At 64.9% G+C, this 17,453-nt stretch carries 15 protein-coding genes; 5 read left to right on the top strand and 10 right to left on the bottom strand.

The features are described 5' to 3' along the window. Nucleotides 1-141: 141 nt before the first annotated feature. Nucleotides 142-1,338: an acetyl-CoA C-acyltransferase gene (locus BraRD5C2_RS25630; protein WP_223972999.1), complete on the top strand. Its 1,197-nt coding sequence runs from the start codon at nucleotides 142-144 to the stop codon at nucleotides 1,336-1,338. Between the two features lie 120 nt (nucleotides 1,339-1,458). Continuing rightward, on the top strand, nucleotides 1,459-2,766 hold the full coding sequence (locus BraRD5C2_RS25635) for an MFS transporter (protein ID WP_223973001.1): 1,308 nt from the start codon (nucleotides 1,459-1,461) through the stop codon (nucleotides 2,764-2,766). Between the two features lie 17 nt (nucleotides 2,767-2,783). On the opposite strand, the gene BraRD5C2_RS25640 is transcribed toward BraRD5C2_RS25635, so the two are convergent. Then, nucleotides 2,784-3,569 (bottom strand): acetoacetate decarboxylase, encoded by a 786-nt coding sequence (locus BraRD5C2_RS25640; protein WP_223973003.1) that lies wholly within the window; start codon nucleotides 3,567-3,569, stop codon nucleotides 2,784-2,786. A 221-nt stretch (nucleotides 3,570-3,790) separates the two neighbouring features. On the opposite strand from BraRD5C2_RS25640, the gene BraRD5C2_RS25645 reads away from it, so the two are divergent. Next, complete coding sequence (locus BraRD5C2_RS25645) at nucleotides 3,791-4,954, top strand: patatin-like phospholipase family protein (RefSeq protein WP_223973005.1); 1,164 nt, start codon at nucleotides 3,791-3,793, stop codon at nucleotides 4,952-4,954. A 129-nt stretch (nucleotides 4,955-5,083) separates the two neighbouring features. Here the strand turns inward: BraRD5C2_RS25645 and BraRD5C2_RS25650 are convergent, their stop codons facing one another. Together BraRD5C2_RS25650 and BraRD5C2_RS25655 are read right to left on the bottom strand one after the other, a co-directional pair. Then, the gene (locus BraRD5C2_RS25650) at nucleotides 5,084-6,643 is read right to left on the bottom strand and encodes an acyl-CoA carboxylase subunit beta (RefSeq protein ID WP_223973007.1); all 1,560 of its coding nucleotides are present in this window, start codon (nucleotides 6,641-6,643) and stop codon (nucleotides 5,084-5,086) included. Beyond that, nucleotides 6,573-7,547, bottom strand: a complete 975-nt coding sequence (locus tag BraRD5C2_RS25655) for an IclR family transcriptional regulator (protein WP_223973014.1) — start codon at nucleotides 7,545-7,547, stop codon at nucleotides 6,573-6,575. Before BraRD5C2_RS25655 ends, BraRD5C2_RS25650 begins: the two co-directional genes overlap by 71 nt. Nucleotides 7,548-7,677: 130 nt before the next feature. Here BraRD5C2_RS25655 and BraRD5C2_RS25660 point away from each other — a divergent pair, with 130 nt between their 5' ends. Further along, nucleotides 7,678-7,899 (top strand): acyl-CoA carboxylase biotin carboxyl carrier protein subunit, encoded by a 222-nt coding sequence (locus BraRD5C2_RS25660; protein WP_223973016.1) that lies wholly within the window; start codon nucleotides 7,678-7,680, stop codon nucleotides 7,897-7,899. A 282-nt stretch (nucleotides 7,900-8,181) separates the two neighbouring features. Next, the gene (gene glsA / locus BraRD5C2_RS25665) at nucleotides 8,182-10,041 is read left to right on the top strand and encodes a glutaminase A (protein ID WP_223973045.1); all 1,860 of its coding nucleotides are present in this window, start codon (nucleotides 8,182-8,184) and stop codon (nucleotides 10,039-10,041) included. A 301-nt stretch (nucleotides 10,042-10,342) separates the two neighbouring features. Here the strand turns inward: glsA and BraRD5C2_RS25670 are convergent, their stop codons facing one another. The 7 genes from BraRD5C2_RS25670 to BraRD5C2_RS25700 form a co-directional block, all read right to left on the bottom strand. Beyond that, nucleotides 10,343-10,870: a carboxymuconolactone decarboxylase family protein gene (locus BraRD5C2_RS25670; RefSeq protein ID WP_223973053.1), complete on the bottom strand. Its 528-nt coding sequence runs from the start codon at nucleotides 10,868-10,870 to the stop codon at nucleotides 10,343-10,345. A gap of 498 nt (nucleotides 10,871-11,368) precedes the next feature. Next, nucleotides 11,369-11,728 carry a Zn-ribbon domain-containing OB-fold protein gene (locus BraRD5C2_RS25675; RefSeq protein WP_223973055.1) on the bottom strand — a complete coding sequence of 120 codons (360 nt, stop codon included), beginning with the start codon at nucleotides 11,726-11,728 and terminating at the stop codon, nucleotides 11,369-11,371. Continuing rightward, entirely contained in the window at nucleotides 11,725-12,861 is a 1,137-nt protein-coding gene (locus BraRD5C2_RS25680; protein WP_223973063.1) for a thiolase family protein, read from the bottom strand. Before BraRD5C2_RS25680 ends, BraRD5C2_RS25675 begins: the two co-directional genes overlap by 4 nt. A gap of 108 nt (nucleotides 12,862-12,969) precedes the next feature. Then, nucleotides 12,970-14,136, bottom strand: a complete 1,167-nt coding sequence (locus BraRD5C2_RS25685) for an acyl-CoA dehydrogenase family protein (RefSeq protein ID WP_223973065.1) — start codon at nucleotides 14,134-14,136, stop codon at nucleotides 12,970-12,972. An 11-nt stretch (nucleotides 14,137-14,147) separates the two neighbouring features. Beyond that, a complete protein-coding gene (locus tag BraRD5C2_RS25690) occupies nucleotides 14,148-15,347 on the bottom strand; it encodes a CaiB/BaiF CoA transferase family protein (protein ID WP_223973067.1) in 1,200 nt (399 codons plus the stop codon). 168 nt (nucleotides 15,348-15,515) lie between these two features. After that, entirely contained in the window at nucleotides 15,516-15,716 is a 201-nt protein-coding gene (locus BraRD5C2_RS25695) for a hypothetical protein (protein WP_050404710.1), read from the bottom strand. Nucleotides 15,717-15,808: 92 nt separating this feature from the next. Continuing rightward, complete coding sequence (locus tag BraRD5C2_RS25700; protein WP_223973069.1) at nucleotides 15,809-17,341, bottom strand: class I adenylate-forming enzyme family protein; 1,533 nt, start codon at nucleotides 17,339-17,341, stop codon at nucleotides 15,809-15,811. Between the last annotated feature and the right edge of the window lie 112 nt (nucleotides 17,342-17,453).

Genomic DNA, 17,453 nt, shown 5'->3' on the forward strand with positions numbered 1-17,453 from the left:
GGTGGTGATTGCGGAACTATCCCGCCCTCCAACTCATGCGAACACGACATTTTGTCATGGGAGCCGGAGTTGCATTTTTTGCATCGCATCATATGATGAAAATAATTCAATCAAATCCCCGGCATCAAAGGGAATCCTGCCATGGCAACCAGCACCGATCCCGTCGTCATCCTCTCCGCCGCCCGCACCCCGCTCGGCCGCTTCATGGGCGAGCTCACGCCGCTCGCGGCCCATAAGCTCGGCTCGCACGTGATCGGTGCGGCGCTGGAGCGCGCCAAGCTTGCGCCTGAGCGCATTGACGAGGTCTTCATGGGCAACGTGCTGCCCGCCGGCCAGGGCCAGGCCCCCGCCCGCCAGGCCGCGCGCGGCGCCAAGTTGTCGGATGCCACCGGCGCCACCACCGTCAACAAGGTCTGCGGCTCCGGCATGAAGGCGACCATGCTGGCCCACGACATCATCAAGGCCGGCTCGGCCGAGATCGTGCTGTCCGGAGGCATGGAGAGCATGAGCAACGCGCCATATCTGCTGCAGAAGGCGCGCGGCGGCTATCGCGCCGGCCACGACCGCATCATCGACCACATGATGATGGACGGGCTCGAGGATGCCTATGAGAGCGGCCGCTCGATGGGCGATTTCGGCGAAGCCACCGCGGAGGCCTATCAGTTCACCCGCGCCGACCAGGACGCGTTCGCGATGGAGACGCTGAGCCGCGCCCGCAAGGCGGTCGAGAGCGGCGCTTTCAAAGCCGAGATCGCGCCGATCACGCTCACCGAGAAGGCCGGTCCGCGCATCATCGCCAATGACGAGCACCCGCTGAAGGTCGACCCCGCGAAGATTCCCGGCCTGAAGCCGGCATTCCGCGCCAACGGCACCATCACGCCGGCTGCCTCCTCGGCCAATGCCGACGGCGCAGCGGCGCTGATCCTGGCGCGGCGCTCGCTCGCCGACCGCGACGGCCTGCCGGTGCTGGCCGAGATCAAGGGCCACGCCACCCACAGCCAGGAGCCGCAGTGGTTCACCACCGCGCCGATCCCGGCGATCAGAAAACTGCTCGAAAAGGTCGGCTGGAGCGTCGGCGATGTCGACCTGTTCGAGATCAACGAGGCGTTTGCGGTGGTCGCGATGGCGGCGCAGCGCGATCTCGGAATTCCCCGTGACCGGCTGAACATCAATGGCGGCGCCTGTGCGCTCGGCCATCCGATCGGCGCCACCGGCGCGCGGCTGATCGTGACGCTGCTGCATGCGCTCGAGGCGCAGAACCTGAAGCGCGGCGTCGCGGCCCTGTGCATCGGCGGCGGCGAAGCCACCGCGATCGCCGTCGAGCGGGTCACGCACTAGTTTAAAACGGCTCCACGTCCGAGTCCGAAAACGAGGGAACTTTGGCATTTTAGCCATAGCTCCCTCGTGGCATATTGTGCATCACGAATAGAACCCTCATCGCATTTCATCCGGGGCCCAATGATCTCGAACTGGCTTGCTTCCGCCCTCGCCCGCCGCAACATCCATTACGGCTGGGTGATGGTCGCCGTAACCTTCCTGGCTGCGCTGATCTCGGCCGGCACCGTCGGCGCGCCCGGCGTCTTCATTGTGCCGCTGCAGAAGGAATTCGGCTGGTCCACCGCCGAGATCTCCTCGGCGCTGTCGATCCGCTTCATCCTGTTCGGGCTGATGGCGCCGTTCGCTGCCGCGCTGATGAACCGCTACGGCCTGCGTAACGTGACGCTGGCGGCGCAATTGATCGTGGTGTCGGGACTGTTGGCCTCGCTCGCCATGACGCAGATCTGGCAGCTCATCCTGTTGTGGGGCGTTGTGATCGGGATCGGCACCGGCATGACCGCTCTGGTGCTCGGCGCGACCATCGCGACGCGCTGGTTCGTGGCGCGACGCGGCCTCGTGATCGGCATGCTCACTGCGAGCGTCGCGACCGGACAACTCGCCTTCCTGCCGCTGCTCGCGACCATCACCGAACGTTACGGCTGGCGTGTCGCGCTTGGCCTCGTCTGCGTCATGCTCGGGGTCGCTGCCTTTGCCGTGCTGATGGTGATGCGCGACCGGCCGAGCGACGTCGGTCTGCGTCCGTTCGGCGATGAGGGCACCGCGCCGCTCCCCGCGCCACCGCCGGCCAATGCGCCGATCATGGCGGCCGCGCTCGGCACGCTACGCGACTCCTCGAAATCGTCGGTGTTCTGGATCCTGTTCGCGACCTTCTTCGTCTGCGGCGCCTCGACCAACGGGCTTGTCCAGGTGCATTTGATCCCGATGTGCCTCGACTACGGCATCCCGCAGGTGCAGGCCGCGAGCCTGCTCGCCGCGATGGGTATCTTCGATTTCTTCGGCACCATCATCTCGGGCTGGCTGTCGGACCGCTTCGACAATCGCAAGCTGCTGTTCTGGTATTACGGCCTGCGCGGCCTGTCGCTGCTGTACCTGCCATATTCCGACTTCACGTTCTACGGCCTGTCGCTGTTTGCGATGTTCTACGGCCTCGACTGGATCGCAACCGTGCCGCCGACGGTGCGCCTGACCGCGCAGCGCTTCGGCGCCGAGCGCGCCAATCTGGTGTTCGGCTGGATCTTCGCCGGCCACCAGCTCGGCGCCGGTGCCGCCGCGTTCGGCGCCGGGCTGTCGCGCACGCTCTATGCGAGCTATCTGCCGGCGTTCTTCATCGCCGGCGCACTCTGCGTGATCGCCGCGCTGAGTGTGCTGGCGATCTCGCGGCCGCAGCCCAAGGTCGCGCCGGAAGCAGCGAAACCGGTCGCGGCCTGATCGAACTTCGCCGCGTGCTACTCCGCGGCGAGACCGGTCGGTGCCGCCGCGTCCGCGGCTTCCTTGTTGTAGTCGTGCACGACGCGGCCGAACGGTAGCGTCAGGTCGGCGATGTAATGATGCGCGCCGACGACGCGCTTGACCGGGAAATCCGCGACCGGTGCGTTGACGTGCGGCACCAGATGCAGCCGGCCCGGCCCGATCCACGATCCTTTGACGACGATGTCGGTCAGGTTGATCGCAACCAGCTGGCAGATCTCGAGATGACCGTCGACGCCGGGGATCATCTTCAGATTGACTTGCGTCTTCGACAGCGTTGCGCGGGTGACCTCGCCATTGCCCGCCATGCTCTCGTGCTTGTAGCCCATCGTGCCCATCGCGACGAGCTGGCCGGCATATTCCAGCGTGCCGGTCAGTGTGTCCTTGACGATCTCGAGCTTGGGATGGGCGTATTTCTTTGGGAAGCCCCAGATCTCGCGGCCGGCCGCGATCGGCGGATCATCGTCGAGATACATCTGGCAGACGAAGTTGATTTCCTCGCCATGCAGCCGCGCGGGGATCACGAGGCCGGACTCGGTATAGCTGCCGAACCCGGAGCTGTCGGGCATCTTGATCCATTCGTAATGCACGATCGCCTGCTCGATCGGCTCCAACGGCTCAGGCAGGCCGGCGCGGATCAATTCCGGATCGGTCTCATAGGTAATGACGAGGAATTCGCGATCGATGAAGCGGTACGGTCCGGCGGGATAGCTCGGACCGGCAGCCGGCATGGACGGAAGCTTGAGCAGATCTTCCCTGCGCATCGCGATAACCCCCTGTTCGGAAATATTGCGCGGAGGCTAGCGGCCGAGATTGACAGCGATATGAGGGATTTCCGTCACCGGCATGACCCGCGTCCTGCGGTGGAGGCCAATGCTAACCATGCAGGCAGCCATGCCGCGTGCGCCGTGCGCCGGCGCCGCACTTGTCATCACGGCGTCATCGGCACCCTGAATTCTCGCCGCAATTTTTTGGAGTGTCTGATATGGACGCGCGTACCCCTCATTCCGACGATATCGATCACGCGACGCCCGGCTGGCGTCCCGAAGGATGCGATCGCGTGGCGCTCGTTCTGCAGGGCGGCGGCGCGCTCGGCGCTTATCAGGCCGGCGTCTATCAGGCGCTGCATGAATCCAACATCGAGCCCGACTGGGTCTGCGGCGTCTCGATCGGCGCGATCAACTCCGCGATCATCGCCGGCAATCCGCCCGAGAGGCGGCTGGAGCGGCTGCACACATTCTGGGATCGCATCACCTCCCGCAAGATCTGGCACTACACGCCGGACGGCGACATCTTCCGCAAGGCGCGCAATTTCACCAGCTCATGGCTGACGACGACGCTCGGACAGCCCGGCTTTTTCACCCCGCATCAGAGCAATCCATGGCTCAGCCCGGCCGGCGCGCGCACCGCCACGAGCTATTACGACACCACGCCCTTGCGTGAATCGCTGCTCGAGCTGGTCGATTTCGACCGCATCAATTCCAAGAAGATGCGCTTTGCGGTCGGTGCGGTGAACGTGCTCTCCGGCAACTTCATCTATTTCGACAATGCCCATGACGAGATCATCCCCGAGCACATCATGGCGAGCGGCGCACTGCCGCCGGCGCTGCCGATGGTGAAGGTCGGGACCGATCATTTCTGGGACGGCGGCATCGTCTCCAACACGCCGCTGCAGCACTTGCTTGATCAGGAAGACAATGCCAACTCGCTGGTGTTCCAGGTCGACCTGTTCTCGGCACGCGGCACGCTGCCGCGCGACATCCAGGACGTGATGGCCCGCCACAAGGACATCATGTATTCGTCGCGCACCCGCTACAACACCGACGTCTACCGCAAGACCTACAATCTGCGTACCGCCCTGCACAACGCGCTGGGAAAAATCCCCGACGACCAGCTGTCGGACGAGGAGCGCCATCTCAAGAAGGCGAACAGCCGGCTGCCCGGGATCACGCTGCTGCAGCTGATCTATCAGCAGAAGGCCTATGAGGGCGACGCCAAGGACCACGAATTCTCCGGCACCTCGATGCGCGAGCATTGGGCGAGCGGACACGAGGATACCAAGCGCTCGCTGAAGCGGCGCGAATGGATCAAGATGCCCGAGAACGGCATGGGCATCGTGATCCACGACGTGCATCGGGAAGCGGAGTAGAAGAGCTCGTCATTGCCGGGCTTGACCCGGCAATCCATCCCGCTTCGCATGGCTCACTCGTTCGCCGTTGCGGACGATGGATGCGCGGGTCACACCCGCGCATGACACGGTGGGATCGCGGCGCCGCGCTTACGGCCGCGTCGACATGTTGCTCGGCGGGCCGGCCTTGCGGATCGGCTCGGCCAGGCGCGCGAACTCGCAGAGCAGCGAGCGCGTCTTGCGCGGATCGATCACCTCCTCGACCCAGAACTTCTCGGCCGAGCGGAACGGCGAGCGCAGCTTGTTGAGACGGTCCTCGATCTCGCGCAGCTTGGCGGCGGGATCGGCGGCCGCATCGATCTCGGCGCGATAGGCCGCCTCGATGCCGCCCTCGAGCGGCAGCGACCCCCAATAGGCCGACGGCCAGGCGTAGCGCATCGAGAACCGGTTGGCCGGCTGATGCACCACACCGGCGACGCCGAAGGCGTTGCGGATGATGATGGTGCACCAGGGCACGGTGCTCTGGTTGACCGCCGCCATCGCCCGCACGCCGTGGCGGATAGTCGCCGACTTCTCGGCCTCGAGCCCGATCATGAAGCCGGGGCAATCCATCAGATAGACCACGGGCAGATGGAAGGTCTCGGCGAAGTCGACCCAGCGCACCACCTTCGCGCAGGCATCCGCCGTCCACGAGCCGCCGTAGTGGAAGGGATCGCTGGCGAGCAGCAGCACCGCCCTGCCCTCGATCCGCGCCAATCCGGTGATCACGGGTCGGCCGAAATTGGCGGCGACCTCAAAGAACGAGCCCTTGTCGACCACCGCATCGATGATCGGCCGCATCTTGTAGACCTGCTTGCGATTGCGCGGCACGGCCTTCAGCAGCGACTCTTCGGCACGTTCCGGATCGTCGGTGCAGGGAATGGTCGGCGGCAGATCGTAGACCGACGCCGGCAGATAGGACAGGAAGCGCCGCGCGTAGTCGAACGCCGCCTCCTCCGTCTCGACCGCCTGGTCGATCGCGCCGGCGCGGGTTTGGATGTCGGCGCCGCCGAGTTCCTGCTTGGTCAGATCCTGACCCAGGCGTTTCACCACCGGCGGGCCGGCGACGAACATTGCCGAACTCTTGGTCATCACCGAGTAATGCGTGGCCGCGAGCCGCGCGGCGCCGAGGCCCGCGACCGAGCCGAGCCCGAGGCCGACCACCGGCACGCGCGCCAGGTTGGCGGTCGTGTACCAGTACCAGCGCGTGCCGCCGACGCCGCCGGGCAGATTGGCCGCGCCCCTGGTCTCGATGGTCTTCACCGAGCCGCCGCCGCCGGAGCCCTCGATCACGCGAATGATCGGCAAGCGGAAGTCATGCGCCATCTCCTCCGCCATCAACGGCTTGGCGGAAATCGATGCGTCCGCCGAGCCGCCGCGCACGGTGAAATCGTCGCCGACCACGACCACGGTGCGGCCGTCGACCCTTGCGCGGCCGAACACGCAGTTCGCCGGCGTCAGATGCTTGAGCTCGTTGCTCTCGTCGTATTCGGCGATGCCGGAGATGGCACCGACCTCGTGGAAGCTGTTCTGGTCGACGAGCTTGTCGATGCGCTCACGAACCGTGAGCCGGCCCTGGTCGCGTTGCCGCTTGACCTTGTCAACGCCTCCCATCTCCCGCGCGAACGCTTCGCGCCGGGCGAGGTCGTCGAGTTCCGGCTTCCAGTTCATTCATTGCCTCCGTCTTGATGATTTTGTTGTTGTTATGGGTGGCCACCGGGAGCGACTTGCGTTCGATCCGATTGCTGAAGATGTCGCCGTCGGCGCCTTCGAGCAGGCTGCCGACCGCGGCCGCGAGGTCGACCATCAGCGGCGCGACCTCGCGATGCAGCCGCTGCTCGTCATACATCGCCGAGAGCAGGCCGATCGTGGTGACCACATAGGTCTGGTATTGCGGTGACCACAGCGGCACCGCGACGCCGTTGATGTGCGGGCTCCACAGACCGCAGGCGACGACATAGCCGTGCTCCTGCAGATGACGGCGGTTGGCTGCGATGCGCGGCGTCAGCATCTTGGCACTGTCCGGCAACTCGCCTTCCATCTCTGATATCAGCGCATCACCGATCGCGGGATCGAGCGCGGCCGTATAGGCGTGGCCGGCGGCGGTGGTCGCCATCGAGATGCGGCTGCCGGTGGCCTCATGCAGGCCGAGCGCGTTCGCCGCGCGGGCGAACTCCAGATAGACCAGCTGAAAGCGGTCGGGGATCACGAAGCCCACGGTGCCGGGCAACTGATCCGCGACATCCTGCAACCGCAGTCGGATCAGGTTGCGCAGCTGCAAGCCTTTCATCATCGAGGTGCTCATCGCGACCGCGCTCGGGCCGATGCGATATTTCTGATCGCGCGGCAGATAGACCAGCTGTCCCATCCGCGTCAGCGTGTGCGTCAAGCGCGACACCGTCGAACGCGGCAGGCCACAGCGGTTCGAGATTTCGAGATTGCCGAGCCGGGCTTCGTGCCCCTCGAAGCACCGCAACACATCAAACGCGCGCGACACCACCTGGATGACATCGCCATCGCCAGTCTCGCTGGCGAGCATTCCCTGCCGGCTAAGCCGTTCCGAGCGCCGTCCCATTTGTTTTGGCTCCATTCCGTCATGCGGAATAAAATTCCACTTGCAGATGAAGCTACCTCAGGCAATCTGCCGCCACAACCAAAAGCCGTTCGCCGGATGAAATTTCCGCAAGACGGTATCGGAGAGTGGAATGCCAGAGATCAAGGTTGTGACCGAAGTTGCCGGGCGCGTTTGCGCGCTTCCCGTTGAAGCCGGCAGCAGCATCGGCGACGGCGACGAGATCGCGTTCGTCGAAGCGATGAAGATGGAGATCCCGGTCACGTCGACGACAGCAGGCAAAATCAAGTCAATTTTGGTCAAGATTGACGACGTCATCGCCGAAGGCCAGGCCGTCGCGATCGTCGAGACCTGAGCGCGGCCGTCGAGCCGCTCGGCTCGGACCAAATTCCCGGATGTCATGTGATCGGCGGTGGCTCCTTTGGGAGTCGCACGGCGTCGCAAGCTGTTTCGCTTTCGAAACGTTCTCGGCCGGAAAGTTTCGTATGGCGACACAATCGCCGAGCAACCGCTCGTTTTGTGAACATCTGTTCGAAAACCGACAGCCACCGGTTGGCGCCTGCTCGCCTCCGCACCCGGCTGATGTCGATGCGCGCTCGGTTGCGCGCGCCCTGATTGCGTTGCACAACAGGAGGCGATGAAACGATCGCCTCCTCCCGTCACCGCCACCACCACGGCCTGGTCCAGCTCGAAGCCGCCGCTGCTGCGGTTTCTGCACACTTGTTACGCAGACTTCCTTCCGGAGGCCGGCGGCGCAGTGGCCGACTACATCCCCGAGCTCGGCAAGGCCGACCCTGCCCATTTTGGCATCAGCCTGGCGACGCTCGACGGTCATGTCTACGAGGTCGGCGACACCAGGGTGCCCTTCACCATCCAGTCGATGTCGAAGCCGTTCGTGTTCGCGCTGGCGCTGGACACGCTGGGCGCCGAGCGGGTGGAGAGCGTGATCGGCGTCGAACCCTCGGGCGATCCCTTCAACTCGATCCGGCTCAATGCCGATAACCATCCGTTCAATGCGATGGTGAATGCGGGCGCGATCGCCTGCTCCGGCCTGCTCCATGCCGACAAGGGCGACGGCGCGTTCGACTACATCCGCCAGGCGCTCGGCCGCTTCGCCGGCCGCGAGCTCGACGTCGACGAGGCGGTCTATGCCTCCGAGAGCGCCACCGGCGACCGCAACCGGGCGATCGGCTATCTGCTGCGCACCAACAGCGTGATCACCGAGAATGTGCCTGCGGTGCTCGACGTCTATTTCCGGCAATGCGCCATCCTCGTCACGGCGCGCGACACCGCGGTGATGGCGGCAACGCTCGCCAACCGCGGCATCAATCCGCTGACCGGCGAGCAGGTGGTGACGCCCTACGCGATCGCGCGCACGCTGTCGGTGATGACCTCGTCGGGCATGTACGACTACGCCGGCGAATGGATCTACCGCGTCGGCATCCCCGCCAAGAGCGGGGTCGGTGGCGGCATTCTGGCGGCGCTGCCGGCGCGGCTCGGGCTCGGCAGCTACTCGCCGAAGCTCGACAAGCACGGCAACAGCGTGCGCGGCATCAAGGTCTGCGAGGCGCTATCGGCGCATTACGACCTGCACATGCTGAACCGCAGCGACGACGCCCGCCACAGCATCATCGCCGACTACAACATCGGCAAGAACCCGTCACGCCGGGTGCGGCGGCCGCAGGAGCAGGAGATCCTGGCAAGGCACTTCCAGGAGGTCCGCGTGATCGAGCTGGTCGGCACGCTGTCGCTCTCCAATGTCGATTATGTCTCGCGCCGCCTCGCGGGTAGCCCGCGGCCGGAATTCGTGATTTTCGACCTGCGCCGCGTCACCGCGACGACCCGCGCCGGCGCGCGGTTGGTGGCGGAAGCCTTTCAGGAACTCGCCGAGCTCGGCGTCACCGTGATCCTGTCCGGCATCAAACGGGCCTCGCGCGAATGGACCACGATCAGCGAGTGGACCAACCGGCTCGGCAATATCAGGGATTTCTATCTGCTCGACACCGCGATCGAATGGGCCGAGGACCAGATCGTCTACCGCTATGGCGGCTCGATCGACTTCCTCGAGACCACGGAGCTTGCCGAGCAGCCACTGCTCGCCGGATTGAGCGAGCGGGAGATCGCAGACATCGCCTCGCTCTGCACGGTCAGGACCTACCAGCCGAATGAAAAGATCATCGCCGCGGACCGTGAGGCGACCTCGCTGTTCTTCCTGCGCAGCGGCGTGGTCCATGTCACCCTGCCCGACGGCATCCGGCTTGCGACCCTGACCGCCGGCATGGCGTTCGGCGAGATGGCGCTGCTCGAGACGAAGCGCTCGGCGGACGTGATCGCCGACATGTCGGCGACGGCCTATGAGGTGGCGATTGGGGATTTCGAGCGCTTTCGCGAGCAGCACCCGCGCGCCGGCGAGCGGATCATGCGTAACCTCGCGCAGATCCTCGCCGAGCGGCTGATCGTGGCGAACGCGAAGGTGGATCTGCTGACGTCGGGGTAGCTGTAGCCTGCCGTCGCAGGGGCGCCTGGCCAAAATATCGAAAACAACCCCATGCAAAGTAGCCGGCCGCTGCCCGCGTTCGACTTGGCCACTTGACGCGTCGGGCAAATCAGCGATATTTTTCCATTATTCCGAAATCGCGCAAGCCCCCCTCAGCCCCGCCCTTTGCGAGGCGAGGCAAGGAGCCGCGCGGCTCGACGTCTAGAGCTTCGGTTCTGATTGAATCAGAACCGAAGCTCTAGATTCCAGTTTTGACGCGTTTTCTTCACGCGAACCGGTGTCCACTTCGCTCAAAAACGCTTTAGCTCACGACTTCCGTCACCGGCTGCATGTCGATCTCGAACGTCTCGAGAAATTTCGACGTCATGATGTAGAAACCGACCGAGAGCTGCAGCTCGATCAGCGCGGCCGGCGTCAACAGTGCCGCAATCGCCTTGAAGGTCGCATCCGTCGGCTTCTTCAGCTTGACGATTTCGTCGGTGAAGGTCAGCGCCGCACGCTGCACCTCGCTGAAGCAGCTTGCCGACTGCCAGTTCTCCAGCGCGGCGTTCTGCTCGTCGGTGACACCCACATTCTTGCCGATGCGCTTGTGCGCGACGATCTCATACGGCGCCTCGCAGAGAATGCCGGTGCGCGTGATCGCAAGCTCGCGCACGATCGGATCGAGCTCGCCCTTGTGGCGGATCGCGCCGCCGAGCCGGCAATATTGTTCAAAGTAGCTCGGCGAATGCGCCATCATGCGAAAGATGTTGGCGTTGCGGTTCTTGTCGAGGATCTCGCGGGTGCGCGCGCTTGCCTTCGCGGGATCGGAGTAGTCGATACGGGCCATTTCCTAACCTTGATCTCTGTCGTTTCTGTCTGGTTCCGAAACAGTATCCGCCGACCGTCGCAGGAGCAACACGCGCGAGTCAAATTGCCGCCGCATTCCCAGACAACCCTGACACAGTCGATATTCGCTGAGTGGGGACTCATCAAAGCGAATGCTCGACGCGGGGTGTTCCGAGTAAAAAATATGGCCGTCGTGCGCGCAATTTGCGCCACGATGAGTCACGCCCAAGTCGAGGGGAAACGCATGAAGGAAGCCACCAAGAGGGCGGCCTCGGAAGCGCTTGCGCAAATGCTGGCGGTGACGGCGATGCTCGTCATCGCCAGCTTTGTCTTTTATTGGCACTGAAGCATGATCCGGAAAAGTGTTAGCGGTTTTCCTCGCGACAAACGCGTAGCGCTTGCGCGGAGATCATGCCCAAACAAGCTACCCGTAAACTAAGAGGGGCAAGAGCGAACCAATTCAGCCTGGTCTCGCGTTCTGACTGGATCGTTCAGCCCCTCATTTTGCTTTTGCGAAATACGGAACCAGCCGTCCCGCGAATTGCGTGAAGCGCGCCAAAACCTTGTCGCCGATGGCGAGATCGTTGTCGCCATGCGCCATCATGCGAAAGCCCTCGTCGGCATCCACGAGCAGGATATTGTAGGGAACATGCGCCCGGGTCTCCGGCGATGCGGCGCGGCAGACCAGTGATGTCGCATACACCGTCCCTGCCCCGCTCGCGCGATGCTCGGCGAGATCGGGTGAGCCGCAGGCCGCGCAGAAGCTGCGGCGGAAATATTGCCGCGCGCCGCAGGCGTTGCAGATCTGGTAGACGATGGCTTCCGCGCCCCTGGTCCAGTCAGCGATCGGTCCGCTCATCGCACGCGCTCCAGGAACGTGCTGACATGCGATGACAGCACGCCGCCGTCGCCATGCAGCAACGCAACGGAGGCGTCGCGCACCTGGCGATTGTCGGCGCGGCCGGTCATCTGCAGTTGGGTTTCGACCAGATGCGCCATCGCGCCGCCGACGCCGCAATGGCCGTAGCTGAGCAGGCCGCCATGGGTGTTGAGCGGCATCTCGCCATCCTGATTGAAGTAGCCGGCGCGCACCCGCGCCGCCGCCTCGCCGCGCTTGGCGAGGCCGAGATCCTCCAGCAGCATCGCGAGCGTGATCGTGAAGCTGTCGTAGACCGCGGCGTAGCGCACGTCCGATATCGCCATGCCCGACACCTCTTTCGCCTTCGCGACCGAAATCTCCGCGCCCAGCTCACTCAGCGCGGGCGCGGCCGTGATGTGCTGATGGGTATGCGCCTGGGCGCAGCCACGGATGCGAACCCGCCGCTCGCCGGTCGCCTCGCGACTGATCACGCAGGCCGCGCCGCCGTCGGACACCGGGCAGCAGTCGAGCAGCTTGAGCGGCATCGCCACCGGCTTCGAGGCCATCACGTCGGCAACCGTGATCGGCTCGTGGAATTGCGCGCCGGGATGCGTCAGGGCGTGCTTGCGCATCAGCACCGCGAACTCGGCAAGGTCCTCCTGCGTGAGCCCGTATTCATGCATGTAACGCGTCGCGACCAGGCCGTAATAGGCCGGGATCGTCGGCCCCAGCGTCACCTCGTAGTCGGGATGGCCGACCTGGGCCAACGCCTGGATCGAGGCATCACGGCTCTGTCCGGTCAGCCGGTTCTCGCCGCCGACCACCAGCACGTGTTTTGCCACCCCGGCGTCGACCAGGTGATGCGCCAGCATGGTCATCGCGAGGCCCGTGGCGCCGCCGACCTGGACGGCGTGGGCATAGGACGGGCGGATACCAAAATGCTCGGCGAAAACCGTCGCCAGCATGATGTGCGGCGAGACCGTGGAGTAGCCGCACAGGATGCCGTCGATGTCGGCGCGCTTCAGCCCGGCATCGGAGATCGCAAGCTCGGCCGCCTTGCTCATCAGGTCGAGCGAGGACAGGCCCTCATGCTTGCCGTAGGACGTGAGGCCGACGCCGGTGACGAAGCTCATCTATTCACCTCGATCCGCTGTCATTCCGGGATGGTCCGAAGGACCAGACCCGGAATCTCGAGATTCCGGGTTCGATGCTCCGCATCGCCCCGGAATGACGGGTTAACATCAATACGACTTCGGAAGGCCGAGCACCTTCTCGCCGATGAAGCTGAGGATGAGCTGCGGGCTGATCGGTGCGATGCGCGGGATCAGCGACTCACGCAAATAGCGCTCGACGTGATATTCCTTGGCATAACCGAAGCCGCCATGGGTCATCACTGCCTGCTCGCAGGCGTGGAATCCGGCTTCCGCCGCGAGATATTTTGCCGAGTTCGCAGCGGGACCGCAGGGCAGGTTCTGGTCGTATTGCCAGCCGGCGCGCAGCACCATCAGCCAGGCAGCCTCGAGCTCCATCCAGCACTTCGCCAGCGGATGCTGGATCCCCTGGTTCATGCCAATCGGGCGATTGAACACGATGCGGCCCTTGGCATATTCCGACGCCCGCTTCAGCGCGATCTGGCCGAGGCCGACCGCTTCAGCCGCGATCAGGATGCGCTCGGGGTTCATGCCGTGCAGGATGTATTCGAAGCCGCGGCCTTCCTCGCCGATGCGGTCCTCGACCGGGATCTCGAAATTCTCGAAGAACAGCTCGTTGGAGTCGACGGGCTTGCGGCCCATTTTCTCGATCTCGTGCACCGTGACGCGCTTGCGGTCGAAGTCGGTGTAGAACAGGCTGAGGCCGTGGGTCGCGCTGCGCACCTCCTCCAGCGGGGTGGTGCGCGCGAGCAGCAGGATCTTGTTGGCGACCTGCGCGGTTGAGATCCACACCTTCTGGCCATTGACGATGTATTTGTCGCCCTGCCGCACGGCGCGGGTCTTGAGCTGCGTGGTGTTGAGGCCGGTGTTGGGTTCGGTCACCGCGAAGCAGGATTTGTCGCGGCCGTCGATGATCGGCGGCAGCATGCGCTGGCACTGCTCCTTGGTGCCGAACACGACAACCGGATTGAGCCCGAACACGTTCATGTGCACGGCCGATGCGCCGGACATGCCGGCGCCGGATTCGGAGATCGTGCGCATCATGATCGCGGCATCGGTGATGCCGAGCCCGGAGCCACCGTACTCCTCGGGAATGCAGATACCGAGCCAGCCGGCATCGGCCAGCGCGCGATGGAAGTCGGCCGGATAGCCGCCCTCCTTGTCCTTCTTCAGCCAATAGGCCTCGTCAAAGCGCGAGCAGATCTTGGCGACGGCGTCGCGGATCGATTCCTGGTTGGCGGAGAGTGCGAAATCCATCTGTCGTGCTCCTATGCCTTCACCACTTTGGCCGCGCCGTCGCGCACCATCGCCGCGATCTCGTCAGCGGAGAAACCGGCCTCGCGCAAAATCTCCGCGCTGTGCTCGCCGAGCCGCGGCGCGAGCCGGCTCGGCTCGACCTTGGTCTCCGACCATCGTGCCGACGGCGTCATGCTGCGGATACGGCCCTCGGTCGGATGATCGATCACCGGGAAAACGCCGGTCGCGACCATATGCGGATCCTCGAGCAGGCTCTCGAGATCGTGCATCGGCATCACAGGCACGTCGGCCTTCTCGAGGATCTCGTTCCACTCGGCCGTGGTCTTGGTCTGCAGGATGCGCGCGAGTTCAGCGTAGACGACATCGATGTTGGTGGCGCGGCCGGCGAAGGTCGCGAATTTCGGATCGCTGCGCAGATCGTCGCGGCCGGTCGCCTTGAAGAAATTCTCCCACTGCTTGTCGTTGTAGACGATCACGCAGATATAGCCGTCCAGCGTCTTGTATGGCCGCCGGTCCGGCGACAGATGCCGCGCATAGCCGCCCTTGTCGAGCGGCGGATCGTAGGTCAGCCCGCCCATATGGTCGCCCATCACGAAGCCGGCCATGGTCTCGAACATCGGAATGTCGACGCGCTGGCCCTGCCCGGTCCGGTCGCGATGCACGAGGCTCGCGCAGATCGCGCCGACCGCGGTGAGGCCGACGATGCGATCGACCAGCGCATTCGGCACGTAGCGCGGCACGCCATCCGAGGTCTGCGCCATCAGCGCCGGCAGCGCGGTGGCGCCCTGGATCAGGTCGTCATAAGCGGGCTTGGCGGCATACGGTCCCTCCTGGCCGAAGCCGAACACGCCGGCATAGATCAGCCGCGGATTGACCTTGGCGACGACGTCGTAACCGAGCTGCAGCCGCGCCATCGCCTGCGGGCGCACATTGTAGACCAGCACATCGGCCTGCGCGATCAGCCGCAGCACGGCCTCGCGCCCCGCCGGCTTCTTCAGGTCGAGGCAGACCGAACGCTTGCTGCGGTTGGTGTTGAGGAACACCGGCCCCATGCCGGGATGCCGCGTCGGACCGATCTGCCGCGTCACGTCGCCGTCAGGCGATTCCACCTTGATGACATCGGCGCCGTAGTCGCCGAGCATTTGGGTGGCATAGGGGCCCATCAGCACGGTCGTCATATCGACGACCTTGATACCCTGCAGTGGTCCCATCGTGCTGTTCGCTCCCGGATGTTCTGGTTACGCAGCTAGTAACGGGAGCTCTTCGCCGAGATCAAGCTGTGCCGGGCGTATGGGCGTATGCGCGGCGGCGGCCGGATCGTTTCCGTGTGGCGGAACGCAGGGCGGGCAAGACGAAGCCCACCGCCGGCCCGACGCCGGTTACTGCCCGGTCATCGCCTCGCGCGCCTTCAAGAGCCTCTCCAGTTCCGCATTCTGCTGCTCGAGCCGTTCGGCGATGCGCTCCTCGACTTCGGCGCCGGCGGCACCCGCGGCCTGCTCGATCAGCTGCCTGATATTGTCCCGGAGGATTGCGATCCGATCGTTCACTTCCGACAGCGACAGGGACGTCTCGATACCCATGGTCCGTTCTCCCGGTGACACGCGCAAGCAGCTTAGCGCGGTGGGAGGTCGCGGCCTATCCCTTTGCAGATTCCTTGGCCGATCCCTTTGGCCTATCCTTGGGCCATCATCTCCCGCAGCGCGGTCTTCAGCACCTTGCCATAATTGTTCTTCGGCAGGGCATCGAGATAGACATAGCGCTTCGGCCGCTTGAAGCGGGCGATCGAGGCAAGGCAATGCGCGTCGAGCCTGCCGTCGTCGGCGGCAGCACCCTCCTCGAGCACGACGCAGGCGACGACGATCTCGCCCCATTCCGGATCCGGCACACCAATCGCCGAGACCTCCCGGACATCAGGATGCGTCAGCAGCGCTTCCTCGACCTCGCGCGGATAGATGTTGGTGCCGCCGGAGATGATCACATCCTTGGAACGGTCGGACAGCGTCAGGAAGCCGTCGGCGTCGAGCCGGCCGACATCGCCGGTGCGCAGCCAACCGTCCTTCAGCGTCTCGGCGTTGGCCTTCGGATTGTTCCAGTAGCCGAGCATCACGGTTAAGCCCTTGACCTCAATCTCGCCGGTCTCGCCTGCGGCGAGCGGCTTGCCGTCCTTGCCGGTGATGTGCACGGTGACGACGCTCTGGGCGGTGCCGACCGACGCCAGCCGCTCGAGATAGCGCGGATGATCGCTCGCGCGATGCCAGTCGCGCGACAGCGCCGTGATCGTCATCGGCGACTCGCCCTGGCCATAGATCTGCACGAAGCGCTGGCCCATGGTCGCGATCGCATCGGTGATGTCGGCGGTGTACATCGGCCCGCCGCCGTAGATGATGGTGCGCAGCCCCTCGCCGTTCTCGCCGCGCTTCTTCGCGGCATCAACCAGGCGGCGCACCATGGTGGGCGCCGCGAACATCACGACATTGTCGAGCTGACGGCCGAGGTTGAGCACCTCGTCCGGGTCGAAGCCGCCGGACTCGGGAACGACGTGCCGGCCGCCCATCCGGACATGCGGGAAATTGTAGAGGCCGGCGCCATGCGAGATCGGTGCGGCATAGAGCGAGGCATCGTTCGGCGTCGCCGGATCGACGTCGGCCAGATAGCACAGCGACATCGCGAGCAGATTGCCGTGGCTGAGCATCACGCCCTTGGGGCGGCCGGTGGTGCCGGATGTATAGAACAGCCAGGCGAGATCGTTGCTTTCGCGCGGCAATGGCGCAGGCGGCCCCTCGCCGCTTCGCATCGCCTTGTAAGCGTCGCTGTCAACCGACAGCATGGTCATGCCGGCGGGGCAATCGTCCTTCGCCTCAAGCAGTGCACCGATCGTGTCGTCGGACACGAAAGCCAGTTTGGCACCGCCGTTGCCGCAGATCCACGCCGCCTCGCGGCCGTGCAGCTTGGCGTTGATCGGGATCGCCGCGGCGCCGATCCACCAGATGCCGTAGAGGCATTCGAGATATTGCGTGCAGTTCGATGCAAACAGCGCGATGCGGTCGCCGGCGACGATGCCATGCTCGCGCGCCAGCGCCGCCCCGATCGAGGCGGCGCGGCGGGCGAAGGTTGCATAGTCGGCGTCGAGGTCGAACCCGGTCAGCAGCGCCGGCGCATCGGGACGCGCCCGCGCCGTCGCCGCCAGCCATTCGGCAATGTTCATCGCACTAGCCCCAAGCAAGCTGTCATGCCCGGGCTTGACCCGGGCATCCACGTCTTTGGCGCCACGTAAAGAAGGAAGACGTGGATGGGGGGGGGGGGGGCGGGCCCGGCGG

This window comes from Bradyrhizobium sp. RD5-C2, from assembly GCF_019972155.1.
Lineage (GTDB): Bacteria > Pseudomonadota > Alphaproteobacteria > Rhizobiales > Xanthobacteraceae > Bradyrhizobium.